The sequence below is a fragment of the Oceanobacillus halophilus genome, assembly GCF_003628505.1.
Lineage (GTDB): Bacteria > Bacillota > Bacilli > Bacillales > Amphibacillaceae > Oceanobacillus > Oceanobacillus halophilus.
Window position 1 is genome coordinate 1 of sequence record NZ_RBZP01000024.1, and the last position, 14,564, is coordinate 14,564.

7 protein-coding genes and 1 pseudogene are annotated in these 14,564 nt (G+C 32.3%); 1 reads left to right on the top strand and 7 read right to left on the bottom strand.

The annotated features are described in order from the left end of the window. Positions 1-724: 724 nt before the first annotated feature. Both D8M06_RS17635 and D8M06_RS20070 read right to left on the bottom strand, forming a co-directional pair. On the bottom strand, positions 725-1,771 hold the full coding sequence (locus tag D8M06_RS17635; protein WP_121205908.1) for a 5-methylcytosine restriction system specificity protein McrC: 1,047 nt from the start codon (positions 1,769-1,771) through the stop codon (positions 725-727). Continuing rightward, positions 1,758-3,863 carry an AAA family ATPase gene (locus D8M06_RS20070; RefSeq protein ID WP_206613296.1) on the bottom strand — a complete coding sequence of 702 codons (2,106 nt, stop codon included), beginning with the start codon at positions 3,861-3,863 and terminating at the stop codon, positions 1,758-1,760. The genes D8M06_RS17635 and D8M06_RS20070 overlap by 14 nt, the downstream gene beginning before the upstream one ends. Positions 3,864-4,347: 484 nt before the next feature. On the opposite strand from D8M06_RS20070, the pseudogene D8M06_RS20480 reads away from it, so the two are divergent. Beyond that, a pseudogene (locus D8M06_RS20480) lies at positions 4,348-4,538 on the top strand (M48 metallopeptidase family protein); the annotation flags it as partial. A 27-nt stretch (positions 4,539-4,565) separates the two neighbouring features. Here D8M06_RS20480 and D8M06_RS17650 read toward each other — a convergent pair. The 5 genes from D8M06_RS17650 to D8M06_RS17675 form a co-directional block, all read right to left on the bottom strand. Further along, positions 4,566-5,879, bottom strand: coding sequence for a PIN-like domain-containing protein (locus D8M06_RS17650; RefSeq protein ID WP_121205909.1), 1,314 nt, complete (start codon positions 5,877-5,879; stop codon positions 4,566-4,568). A gap of 361 nt (positions 5,880-6,240) precedes the next feature. Next, positions 6,241-10,584 carry an Eco57I restriction-modification methylase domain-containing protein gene (locus tag D8M06_RS17655; RefSeq protein ID WP_121205910.1) on the bottom strand — a complete coding sequence of 1,448 codons (4,344 nt, stop codon included), beginning with the start codon at positions 10,582-10,584 and terminating at the stop codon, positions 6,241-6,243. Further along, entirely contained in the window at positions 10,577-11,323 is a 747-nt protein-coding gene (locus tag D8M06_RS17660) for an N-6 DNA methylase (protein ID WP_121205911.1), read from the bottom strand. Before D8M06_RS17660 ends, D8M06_RS17655 begins: the two co-directional genes overlap by 8 nt. 1,103 nt (positions 11,324-12,426) lie before the next feature. Then, entirely contained in the window at positions 12,427-12,933 is a 507-nt protein-coding gene (locus D8M06_RS17670; RefSeq protein WP_121205912.1) for a TRAP transporter small permease, read from the bottom strand. Positions 12,934-13,046: 113 nt separating this feature from the next. Next, entirely contained in the window at positions 13,047-14,354 is a 1,308-nt protein-coding gene (locus D8M06_RS17675; protein ID WP_121205913.1) for a TRAP transporter large permease, read from the bottom strand. Between the last annotated feature and the right edge of the window lie 210 nt (positions 14,355-14,564).

Here is a 14,564-nt window from a genome sequence, read left to right on the forward strand (position 1 = left end):
AATGAGTTCTTTAAAAAGTCGATCATGGTCTGTATAATCTTGTTTTTCTTCTAGTATAACAGTAGAAGTAGTCAAAGCTTCTCACCCTTTCTGAATTTTTTGTTTTTTTAATAGACAGATATATTCTACCAAGATTTTGGGGAAGAAACAATTAACATTACGAAAAATTTATAATTTTCATTATATGAAATAAGAGATTTAAAATAAATCTCACAAGTACTTGGCTAAATCCAAAAATATTCAAAAATTGAAAAAAAGCCAATAATATTGTATAATAAATTTAAATTGTAATAAAATAATTAAAAGAGGATAAGTGCTCAATCACTCATCCTCAGCAACATACACGCCGCTAAATAGCGGCTGACCTAAGTAAAGTAATTTTTGGAAATAGCTCACCTTACTTGGCAGGCAGGGTGGCTATTTCTTTTTGTTTAGATAGACGACAATAGTTAATCAAGTAACGCGGGGACAATACACCTGTCCCCACGTCCCCCCTCCAGCAGTATCTCCAACTTTTGGTTAATTTTTTCTCTTTGTTTTCTACAGGAACCTGGCTTTCTTCCTCCCATTTCATCATGTTGTTTCAGTTTGGATTGAGTCCTTTTGGATACACAGCACACTCTGCTAAAGTCAGGGCAAAGGCTCGTGCGAGTAATAATAGAAAAAATCTCCCAAATAGTGATTCGAGGGATTTTTCGTATATAGATAAAGCGAATTTATAAAACTATGCAAAAAATTGATTGGCATATGCTAATAAGTTTTCCCTTATTCCGCTAAAATCTTGTTGTAAATCAAGAGATACAACTATCATTTGATTACCTTTAATGTGATAAATATGGTTAGGTTGATTTATTGCGGTTGTTTTCGCATAAAGTAACATACCTGCAACGGTTTCATCCGGTTGTTTTTTCCAATTGTTTATGTATGTAAATATTTGATAAAGGTTAGCGGATTTTTGTTTTGCGGCTCCACCTTCAAACCTTGCTACCATATTTTCAGAATAAAATTTCGCATCCACAATCAATGTTTTTTTATCTTTTTGAAGTACAAGATCTGTTTGCATAATCGGTAATGCATCTGTGAATTCATCATCAACCATCCACTGAATTTGAGGATGCGATACATTATATTTCGTTTCACGTTTAAAAAATGCATAGATGAACTTTTCATATAAAGACGATAATTTTTGTTCGTCTTGAACCTCTTTCATCGTTTGAGATGTAGAGCTTTCATCAAATAATAACTGCTCATAAAGATACCTACACACGTCTACAATAAATTGATAACGAATGTTTTGACGATTATATCTAACGTTTTTCCATAGCTTCAAATCTAACTCTACATCTGATACCTCTGTAAAATAAGGCAGAAAACCATAAAATAAACTACGCGTTTTTTTACTTATTTTATTTGAGCTCGATAGGTAAACGAGTGTCGCTTTAATAATTTGATTCAACAATATATTTTCAGAGAACTCATCATAAACCACTGCAACTTTCTTATTTACCAATGCATTTTTCTTTATCGTAGAATTGATATCAATTTTGCCCTTAATAACATTGGAAGTCTCTTCAACACTTATATAATCTTTACTTAATCCTCCGCGAATCAAAACAGGTATACCAATCGATAAAATTTTTGCGTAAAGCTCTTTGACGTTCTCAAACTTTTCTGTTCCGATTTGTTTATACTCGGAAAGATTTAACGTTTGATAAGCATAAGAAAGCATATAGTATATATTACGAATTGGAATTTTATTATTTCTCTCCATCGTAACAACCTCTTAGTCGTTCAGCCCAATCGATTGCTTTTTGTTCATCATCAAACCAATACTCGAATAGCTGTGGAATAATTTCATATTCGATTACTTCCTCTACACGATTTGCAGTATCTACTTTATAAGCATCACCTACAAAATAGCTATGCCCAATTTGAAACCCTGTCCCTAACTCTTCAGCAATTTGAGTATTTAAGCTTTTAATTTCATTAATAATACGATTTAGAACTTCTGGATTATTTAATTCGTTTACATAGGACTTAAATGTCTCATTTTGGAACGCTGGTTTAATTTCAAAAAACGAAAATCTTCTTCTAAGTGCGTAGTCTAATAAAGCTAAGCTTCTATCTGCCGTATTCATCATCCCAATGATGTATAAATTCGATGGCACAGAAAACTTATCATTAGAATAAAGGAGATTGATTTGCTCGCCTCGCTTATCCTCTTCGATAAGCATCATTAATTCCCCAAATATTTTACTCATATTTCCACGATTAATTTCATCAATAATAAAGAAGTAGTCTCGTTCTGGATCTCGTGCTGCTTTTCTAGCAAACTTCACAAACGGACCTTGTTTCAGCTCAAACCCATCTCCTTCAGCTTTTGGACGGAACCCTTCAATGAAGTCTTCATAACTATAGCTTTGATGGAACTGAACCATATGGATACGCGTTTCATCTTTTTCTTCCATCATTAAATTCGCTAAACGTTTGGCAATATACGTTTTACCTACTCCCGGTGCACCTTTCAAAATAAGATTCTTCTTATTTTCAAGTAGAGAAATTAGACGTACAAGCTCCTTCTTCTCGATAAATACATCCGAAAGAAATTCATCCATTGTATAGGATTCATTTTCTTGTACAGTAGGCTTCGATTCAATAAAACGAATGTAGTAGTCAATTGAACTTCCCGATACTCCTTTATATTTTTTGTAGGATTCATCTGAAACAACGGCATCTTTTAACCGTCTTAGTTGCTCAATATCTGTTTCGCCAAAAATTGGAGCATCAAAATGGTGCTCTATATTCTTTAATGCACTTACTTTTTGCGTAACTGTTTTATCATTCAAGCTAACTCCTGTATCAGTAACTTGATTGGATAACCAATTTCGAAATTCATTTACTTCCGCAATTTTTGGATCAATAAATTCTTCATTCATTACTTGATCAATTTCTTGAATTAAATTTGGATAAGCATTTAGACACGTTAACGTCTTTTGAGCAAAAGTCTGATGTAATTCCCACTTTCCAACTTGAAGCCAATCTACTTTTCTCCTATGTTTATACTCTGATGCTTCATTATCGAAGTAGTAATCTCCCGCAACAACTCCACGTGCGAGGATTTTCTTAATTCCTTCTTTCACATAGACAACGTCGCCTGTTTGAATTTCATGATAGAAATCCCACACAGCCTTTGTGTCATTGACAGGGCGCACCCCATCCGCTCTTTGCTCAGCTATATTTCGTTCAACTGCTTCCTTTGAATCATAGTTTTTTAAATCCCCTAAATAGTCCCAACCAAGTGCAATCATATTTTCTGCGTGGAACTGATCCCATAATCTAGAAGATTCACCTGGTGATATTACCCAATAATTAATGCTGTTATCAATTTCATCTTCTTGATTAGCAATTGTCTTCTCTTTCTTAGGATAAGTTAATGTAGGATTTTCATCGTAATATAAAAATATTAAATATGATCGCATTAAAACGCCCCAGTCAGGTATTCCACCTAAGTTATCTGGCTTACTTCTAACTCCGCGATTATATTCATCTTCCGCATACTTTTTTCTAAATTGAATTCTTGTTGTACCAAACTTTTTTGGATATCGAGGCGTACTTTTACCAGTTACTAATCTCTCAATATCCTCGTCACTTTGTTCCGTCATTTGTTGATAAATCTTTTTATATACTGAATATGATTGATAATCAAAGAAATTATCCTTATAGCCACTAGCTAATTCAAACTTTTCTAACAGGTGTCCGAGTTTTTCAAGATATGGTGTGTACCACAAACCTGTTTTTTCACCTAAGTTTTCTGTAACCCAAGCTTTATATTTTTCTTTTTGAGTATTCACATTATCATTCATAGCGTACCTCCAAAAAAGAAGAACCGTAGGGACAGAAACCACGGTCCATGGTTATAACTGGGGCTAATCTAATCAGTGAATATGTCCCCTCAGTCCATCGGGTCCTTTTACATAAGGATTATAAATACCTTCTTCTCTTTTTTATTGTTTAAAGAATAACATAAAAAACTCCCCCCTTCCCTATGCTATATATTACCATTGTAATATTCACTGCCATGTTATTACCGACATTCTTGTGAAATTGGAAAGAAATAAGTAAATTTGAACTCTTAATGCATCCTGATTATAATAAGTAAAGATCGAAAGGGGTTATAAAATGCCAACTCTAAAATACGGAACCAACATAGATAAGTTATTTAATTGATTATAGAAAAGAAAAAACATGCATCACTTTCTGTGTGCCTAAATGATGTTGTAAAAGTAATTGAACAAGAAGGATTGGAAAAATAGCAACTACAGGCTTTCCTACATCAAAAGCACCATGGATCTTAAAGTAAATTGGAGAATTATGATGGCTCCAATGTCTATTATAGACTATGTATTGGTGCATGAATTGGCTCATATTAAGTATCCGAATCATTCAAGTGATTATTGGAGATTAGTAAGTTCCATACTTCCTGATTATGAATAAAAAAAGAGTGGCTAAGAATAAATGGTCTAACCCTTATATTATAAGTTGGACCATTTATTGCCAGTTATTGTTTAGTAACCTTGATCCTCATACCAGGCAATTTTATCCTTTAAGAACCTAATAATTTTTGTCATATTTTTTATTCTATCATCTGGATTATTAGGCAGTTTATTATAAGCATTTAAGGCTGTCCCTGCATATCCATTATGGAAATTAGACATTACTCGAATCAAGTCGTGAATTTGCCTATCTAATTTGGAAATAACTTTATTATATGCCCACCTTATAGCATTGTTATATACGTTATTAGCAACACTAGAATTACCCTCTGCATTTGTACTTTCCACCATATTGTCAAAAATTATTTGCTCTTCATTACTTAAATAAGAAAATATATTACTATCAATTTCGAACTGACTTTCCTTAAATTGTTCCGTCTCTTCATGGTCTTCTACTTCTTCTCTGATGTTTTCAATATCTGCAGAAACATTACTTATAACTTCTTCAGTTACCTCAAAATTTAAGTATCTCTTGGCGTTTTCAACAAATCTAGCTGTTCTATACATATAGAACTTTTTTGTAGTTTTGTTATAAAACTCCTGTAATAGTTGGGGGTGTGGTCTTTTGATAGATTTTTTATGCTTTTCCCACCAATCCTCTTTTCTATCTTCTGTAATAAAAATTATAGGTTTCGATTCTTCCACATCATTAGCTTTATCAATAATTTGATTCCAAACTATTAAATCACCATAAATCTGCTGATACCTTACATCTCCATAAGTTCTATATTCCTTTTTCTTTTCGTCCTTATTATCTTCGAAACCAGGCGGTACCTTATATTTAAATCTAACCCTTCCCTGTTCCTCAATTTTATCAATTTCTTCCTGAGAGTAAGGTTCCCCAATAACACCATCTAATAAGTTCATTATTTCAATATGAATATCATTGGTGTCTGGAAGTTTCTCTATTTCTTGATTTAACTGTTCTTGAATATCCTCATTAATATTTTTCACATTTTCAATATATGGTTTAAATTGTTCAGTTAGTATGTATGGATGTTTACTATGTACTGAATCCAATATTTTTTCTGCGTCTTCTTTAACTTTTTCAAACTTATCTTTAAGAAGAGTATAACCTTCTCGTTGTTTAGTCATATTACCCTCATAATTAAAGAAATACTCAAGTCCAACTTGATATGGTACCCATAGCCTTTTCTCATCTTTTAACCATTTCAAAATATCAAAAAGAATTTTGGTTGAAGATTCTGATGTATACTTATAGAAGTTTATTAATATATTCGTATCGATAACAAAAAGTGCTTGCTCCCAAAGTTCTTTCTTTTCCTCTTCAGAATAACCAATAAAACCTATAAATTGCTCTTTCAAGTTAATTCCCCCAGACATTATTTCGTTTTTACTGTTTAGAACTCACATTTAACTTCATTTCTCTCCTAAATTAAATGCCGCTTATTATCATTGGTCAAAGGGTCCCTCACTTCTCTACCACTATAGTGAAGTGGGGGCTGTGACCTTCTATTACAAACTTGATTTGTTAACGTTTTGCGAAATATACAGATAAGTTTAAGTATATTAATTCTATCAGGAATCACTTATATCAACGTATTGGGAATTGATATATGAACAAAAATGTATGAAAAAGATTTAATTTGACAATATTTGAACAGATTTGCACTAAAATTTTAGATGCTAGTTAAATACAAAAATAGTCGATGTCTTACTTACTTTTTTATTCCATTGACCTTACTTTATCTTCAATGAACTGAATTTCACTCTGGCTTAAATTATACTTTTTATATAGCTGTTTATCAATTTCAGATATTGTTTTCAACCAATCGATATCTGATTTTTCGGTAAAATCTTGTACAGGAACTTTCGACCACTTATCTCGTGTATTAGCTTGGGTTATTTTTAATACACCTAACATGGCTCTTGCAAATTTACTTTTAATATATTTTAGAACTGACTCTGCTTCGTATTTTGTTGAAAATCCACCAATTGAAAGAAATGTCTCTGTAGCACCAACATTTGGTTCTAAAATTAATGGCGAGCTTATCACTTCACCAAATGTTCCATTTCCATTAGCTTGGGGTATAATCACTTTGTACTCTTCAAAACTAATTGGAGCATTCAGATACTTTATATCCATCCAATAATATGTACGCTGACTATTCTCAAGACCTAAAATCTTAACATATTCTCCTTCGTGCTTAGGCTTGTCTTTGTAAAAAATAATATCTTTTAGAAGCTTAAATGCACCCGATCCAATATCATTCTTGTGTCCCTTCGACTGTATGTCCTTAATTTCAGGATAATCCTCATGAGCAACTTTTGATAATTTATATACTCCCCTACCAGAAATGAATTCATCTAATGTTTTTGAAGTATTGGAAGATACTTTACTTAGAATTGAGTTTAATTCACCATAAGCTGTAAAAGTTCCAATCTCCCCAAATACTTTCTCCTTGTCCCTATAGGTAATAGCAATTCCGCCTTTAATATCAGTATTTGGAAAAACCTCTGAGCTATCATCGAAATAGTTAACAACTTTCAGATGCTCATCAGATAACATTTTCTTATTCCATGCCTTTGGTGTACTACCAGCATTAAATAAGAAACGGCTAGGATGAATCATTTCTACCTTATCAGCTAATTTATATGATTCCTCTAAAAACTTATGGTAAATTGGTGGTGCATAAGTTTTGTTGTCTCCAATCGTCTCATCCTGATAAGGTGGATTCCCTATTATTACATTGAATCTCAATTTATCATCTCCAAATATCTTATAAATTTCATTACTTAGTTTTTCTTCACTTGCTAATTTCATTGTATCAACTTCTATAAGATTTTTTGTTGAAACATTAACCGTATCATGGTAGATAAAGTTTTTGACAATGTTATAAATAATGTTACTAGGCGCACAAGCATATACTTGATTTTCAAGTATCCACTTGATTCGTTCTTGTTGATTTGGAATTTGATCCTTCAATCTATCATTTAATTTCTTGACTATTTCTGTAAGGTAAAGGCCACTTTTCACATATAAGTCAGCAAACTTCTTAGTCTTATCAGAAAAAATCCCTGGATTTTCATTTTCTAAGGTGTCTACCATCGATTTCACTACACTTTTTGGTGTAAATATCTGATTTGTTTTCTGTGGAGGAATATAATCAAAAATATCTTCACTCAAACTATCATCAAAATAATTTGCTAAACGCTTTTTGGTATCTAAAAACTCTCGAATACCGGCATTAAAAACAACCTCATTGAACAAACCATATATGACTTTTGTATTGCCTTTATCATCCACATATTCGAAACCATCTCGAAGCTTCTTGAACTCTTCTATTGTGATACTTGTAAGATTTTCGAAGGTAGCGTTATCAATATTCTTTTCAAAGTTATCTAATCTAGTCTGATCATCCCCGTATGCCATTAAAAATGCAGGAATTGTACGAGCGAATCCTCGTAAATGATCACGAACATCATCTTCTGTTGTTTTCTTTTTCTTTTCTTCTACTTTTTCTATTTGCTCTTCGACTACGGTATGAATTGTTTTTTCTACTTCCTTGTTAATTTCCTCTGTAAAAGACTCTTCTATCTTTTGTTTTTCTTCTTCATATTGCTCAGTCACTGCTTTTAATTCTCTTTCATCTTTTCTCTTATCTACTGCTCGCTTTTTGTTTTCATATTCTTCTTCTAATTCTTTAACTTGATTGCTTAGCGTCAAACTCTTCTCAGTTATAACATCTTCAATAGAATTATTCACTGAATCCTTTAATTTATTAGTTTGTCCTTTATTTAACTTAAAGGAATCCTTCAAATTATTAAAACCATCTGAAAATGTTGAAGTTATATCTCTTGCGAGGTTTCTAATGGATTCTTTTTGTTTTTCCTCTGCTTCTTCAAAGGATGATACAACTTCATCAACCACTTCAATTGAGGTATAAATTTTTTCTCCAAAAACCTCTTTTGATTTACCTAACACTACTTCCTTTGGTACCTCTACTTCTCCATCGTCATTTAAATGCGGATCAGTGACAGATACCTCACGTGGTTTATCTAATCTTTTATTTTTCTCTGGTGGTATTTTATCTAGAATTTCTTTAAATGGTGAATCTCCTGAAAAAATACCGGATATATTAGCGAATAATAAATTGCTTATAAATCCTCTTTTTACCACTTCCCTTGATGTAATACGTGTTGGAATCTCCAGAACTTCGGTAGCATTTATTTCATGCATTGTGCCTTGTTGATCTTCAGCAATAACTGGAAAGAAGTTTAATAATTTTTTAATTTTCTCTTTTCTTTCTTCTGTTGTGTTGGGATTACTACCAGATAAACCTGTAGCAAAATCATCATAAAGCCTCAATGTTCTATCTGGAGAAAAATCAAATATATAAGCATTTTCTTTACGATATAACTTATCGTCTTTTTCAAATTCATACGGATTTTGTGAACGAAATGCAGCTTGAAAGTATAAACTAGGTGATTCAATATTATTTAGCATAAATACAGCTGTCCATTCTGGAACCGTCACACCAGTTGTTAGTTGCCCCACAGAAAGTGTTATTGTCTTATCATTCTGCTCAATTGCATTTCTAACTTTATCAAAGCTTTTTGTATTCTCTTTTAAATCAAGTGCTTCTGCTTCTACGCCATCATGTAAGCTAATACCATCTCCCGCTGCAAGTACGACTGTATAATCTTTAAAAGTAGGATGAGAATTCAACAATTTCTCAAGTGCTTTTGCCGCATTTACACGTGGTAAAAGCCAAAACGTATGATTTAGCTCATTACGATATTTATTTTCAGAAAATGGAAATTTCCCTGAAGATAGATTATCTAAAAAGCGAACAACACTTTCTTCGTACTCAAATTTTCCATTATCTTTCACTCTAAAAAATTCATTTAAATCAAATGCATAATCAACGTTTTTTTCTTCCTCTATGGTTAATCCTGCTGATACTTCATCTTCTATCATTTTACTCATTTGATACGTGAATAAATTTAAAGTAGGTAAGCTTTCGTAAGGATTGCTACCGATTGTTGGATCCCAGTTTTCTTTAGCTTCTTGTTCATCTATATACGACCAATTAAATATTTGCGCTTCAGAAAATTTGTTATTTGCTAACGCTTTAAATGGTGTACCAGATAAATGTAACGTATAATTCCTTTTTATTTGACTAAATGCTATATCTGTCTTTTTTGTATCAATTCCTTCATGGGCTTCATCAATGACTAACAAATCCCAGTCCAAGCCAGCTACCCACTCTAACTTTTTATAATTACCTCCTGCAAACTTTGCTCCTTTTAAATCCTGCAACGATATAAAGGTAATTTGTGAAGGGTTGGCATAAGATGTTGTATCAATAAATTCAAGATATTGCTTTCTTGACATAGCCTTTCCATTTAATGCTTCTGTTTCTGAAACAAACTTCATTTGCGGCTCTTGCCATGCGATAAATTTATTGAAATCTTCAAACCATGAGTTCGCAATTGCCGGTCTGTTGGTTACAATTAAAACATTTGTTGCATTTAAATTTCTTATAAAATCATAAGTTGTTAATGTTTTACCAAACCGTGGCTTAGCATTCCACAAGAACTCTTTTGGATCCTGATTACTTTGATAATACTCATACGTTTTTTCTACTGCTTGTTGTTGTTCATTTCTTAATACATAATCCGAATGTTTATCATCAATTTGTATTTCATCATAATCACGACTGATAAATTTATCCGTTAGCTCTTCAGCCTTTTCCGGAGTTCCATTAAAATAAAACCACTCATCAGCACGACTATTAAAATCCTTTTTCTCTATTCCATTTAACACAAGAAATCGATGTAATTCCTTATCACGGAACCATTCTCCATCAGATTTCCGAGCTACTTTCTCAAATAATATTTCAGGATTTAATCCAGCTGTACCTACTTGTTCAATAATTCTCGTAACAACTTCACGTGTCGTATCACCTATTTTCACATAGCCATCATGGTTCGGAACTTCTGGTAAGGTGTAGCCATATACTTTGTACTTAATTTCTTCAAATGGCTTGATTATTGTCTTATCCATCTGCTTCCTCCATCTCCTCTCTATAAATATCGCTTATTTTAACAGCTATATATCGCATTTCTTTTTGAACTTCATTTGTGTTTTCAGTTTCATCATTCAAAAAATCAAACAAATCCAGTTGCAGTGGTTGTTGTATTCCATTATAAATTGCTTTACCATTATCTTTTTTTACACTTCCGTATATTTCATCTAATGTATATTCTGTTCTTTGTATTTTAATATTTTTAGTCGTTTTCCTCATGTTAATAGGTTGCCATTCACTGAACACTAAAGGGCTTCCATCTATAGATTTTCTCGTTAAAAAATTACCATTACCAATATTTAATGAAATTATTTTCTTTGCACTATCTAATACTTTTTCCTTTAATTCTCCGTTATGTTGTTCAACTTGTTCTTTGTACTTATCATAATATTGTTGAAACATGTTCATCACACATGTTTGGGCATTATCTTCTAATAATTCAATTCCGTACAATGTTGTTAGAGCGAGCAAAGAATAATTCTCATATTGAATTAAATCGTTATTATATTTTTCAGATACCATGTTTAGCTTTCGCTCAAGTATTGCAACTAAAAAAGCACCCTCCCCAGCAGCCGGTTCTAAAAACGTTGCTGTTAAATTTTCACTAGCCTCTTTTATCTCCGGGATGTCCAGCATTTTATTTACTATTCTTTTAGGGGTAAATACTTCTCCATGTTTTTGAACGCGAAGCTTAGATTTAATAATTTCTTCTTTCAAACATAGTACCCTCCTTTCATTGTCACTACTTTCGGTTATCCATTTCATTTCTATATAGTTCTATTCTATCATAAAGTACTATTCTAAATTCATTTGAAGTAATTGAAGTAATATACCTTGAAGTAATAGGGAGTTGTTTTTCCTTATCTTTCTTTCAGATATAAAGACTGTTATCACTATTTACTACTAAGTGATCAAGTACCTCAATACCTAGTTGCTTTCCAGCTTGACTAACCACTTTGTAAGTTTAATATCTTCTATCGATAGTGTAATGTCATCATTATACTGATGTACAAAAAATAAACTTATTACTTTAATTGAGTATTGCTGTTTATTTAAACAATTCGCGTGGGTGAAAGGGTCAATGGCCCACTACTTCACTACCACTTTACCGTAATAAAGAAGAGGACACCTTCCATAAAAAAATAGCTTCTATTCATTTTATTTACAAATATAATAATATTTCAAAACCCTTAGAACGTATTTGAAGTAGGAATAAGATTTGCAAAACAGAGTTTTCCAGTTTTAACTTTCGCAACATGGAGAACACCTTCGCCTACCGAATTAGAACAAAAGAAATCGAATGCTAGCTTCCTGAAATGGTTTGTCCCATTAATAAATGCATAAAATAACTAGATGGTTCTCGTACACCTGAAGAAGTTCGTTAACAAATAGTAGCTGACTTACATCTCACAGATGAAAAATGGGTCACCCCCCTGCTTCTCTATCACTTTAAATGGGGACTTGATCCTTTTCCTTAACAACTAGGAATATTCATCCCATTTAAAAAAGGCATTTCAAAAGGTTAGTCACTTTTGGAATGCCTTCAAATATATACCAGGGGGTAGACGACTATTATATCATGCTGATTTTTTAAAAAACGAATAATACATGGAAGAATATATTTATACAGGTTTGATTTATTTTAATATCTACTTTGAACAAACCAATATATGCACCCTACTAGTCCCCAGTCCCACTAAATACTATGTCATATGTTAATATTTGCTAGGACGATGGTCCTCTCCTCTTGTTTCATTTCTGTTTAAGAATAGTTGATAAAAACAACAAATTTTTCACAGGCAATGAATTCTCCCAATAAGTCATGTCTTGTTTTTCGCAAGTGAGTGTCTTATTTCATGTATTAGCTGTAATAATACCTCTTGTAATACTAAAAGGTATCCTACCGGTATAACAAAATAAATCGGCCATAACGGCACAAAGTTAGTTGCGACTGGTACTGCTATTTGATTATTAAAGCCGTCTAGAAAGAACAAAAACGTATAATATGTTAATAACCCAAAGACAATGACATCGATGGTCAATAACATAAACTTATTTATTCTTTGATATTTTTCCGACCGTCTTTCAATAAACTCACTTAATCTAGGTAAAATATGAACCATATATACGTAGCCTAAAGCAGGAAAAATGGCAATCGGCATTAAAAAGTTTTCTATGATCACGTATGAACCAGGGATAGACGTTTTAAATATATTTCTCATAACTACATCTAATACAATAATAGTCATCATAGACAATATAGCTAATCCACTTATATTTTTTCCAATTTCTTGAATGACTTTATTTGTCTTCTTTATATATTGCATAACTCCACCCCCAATATTATCGTTATTGTAGTATTATTTACTATTCGTGTAGCATCCCTCATAATTTAAATCATAGCTATTAAATATAAATTCACTTACTTATTGGTAATATTTTATTTCAACATTATACTTGGAAGCCACGTAATAAGTTGAGGAAATAATATTAACAACCCAATAGTGATTATCGATGTAGCAATTGCAAAAATAAAGGTAATCTTAAACATTCCTTCAATGGAAACTCCCGTAGTACTACCTACAACAAAGACATTTGTACCAACTGGTGGTGTAATCAACCCAATTGTACAAGAAATCATTACCATAACACCAAACCATATTGGATCCGTATCAATCGTTTCTAATATTGGCATTACGATAGGGATTGTCATTAAAAGAACTGCTATATTATCGATAAACATAAATAAAACAAAGTAAAAGACTAATATTAAAATAATAATAATAGTTGGTGTACTTTGTAAAGGTTCTAATAAAGCAATAAGTTTTCTTGGAATAAGTGACAATGAAACAAAGCGCCCAAATAAAGATGCCCCTATAACAATAAACATTGTCATAACAGTAATTTTTGTCGTTTCTGTTAGAGAATCTTTAAAAAAGTCTTTATTTACTTTTCCCAATAAGATTGCCATAATGAAAGCAAGGAAAGCTCCAACTGCCCCAGCTTCTGTTGGTGTAAATATACCAGTGAAAATCCCACCAAAAATCGATGTCGCCATTGCAGCTCCCATGACGATAGCAATAATATAGCGAGATTTAGACGGCACCTCTGTTGGTTCATTCTCTATTTTCGGTGCTTCAGGCTCATACCTTCTTAAATAAACGATAAGAATGAAAGAAAATATGACAATCATTAAAATACCAGGAATTATGGAAGCTATAAACATTTCTCCTATTGGTACACGTGATGCAACTGCATAAATAATAGTCATCACACTTGGAGGGATTATTGCAGAAAGACTAGCGGCTACTGCTATTGTTGCTCCTGCGAACCGATTACTATATCCCCTTTTCTGTAACTCTGGTAAAGATACCTTCGCCATCGTTGCAGAGGTTGCTGAAGCAGATCCAGACACTGAACCGAGTAGTCCACCAATGATAATCGTAATTACTCCTAATGGCCCTTTTTTTCCACCCGATATTCTAAATGCTAACCCATATAAATCTTGAACTATCCTTGTTCCCATAACAAACTGAGCCATTAATATGTATAGCGGAATAGTCGTAAGCGAATAGCTAGCTACTTGTGCAAAAGAATCACTCTGTAAAAAACCGTTTAGCTGCTGCACTCCTCCTAATAAAAATATACCTAAAATTCCCATTGATAAAAATAGGGAGCTAATGTATTGACCTACGATTAGAAAATAGATTAATAAAAGGAAAGGAAGCATAATAATTAAGTTTTCCAATACTATATTACCCCCTCATTATTACTTAAACCAGATAAATTTTCTTAATGAACGTCATAGTAGTTTCTAATGTGTTTGAACTCGTTTTTATCAATAAAACGAGTTCAATACACATTAATACTTATCAACTATAAAAAGTACTACAAAAATGTATATAAAATTAACTTAATGTATTTTCATTTGATAGTTTTATTATCTAATCAATATGAA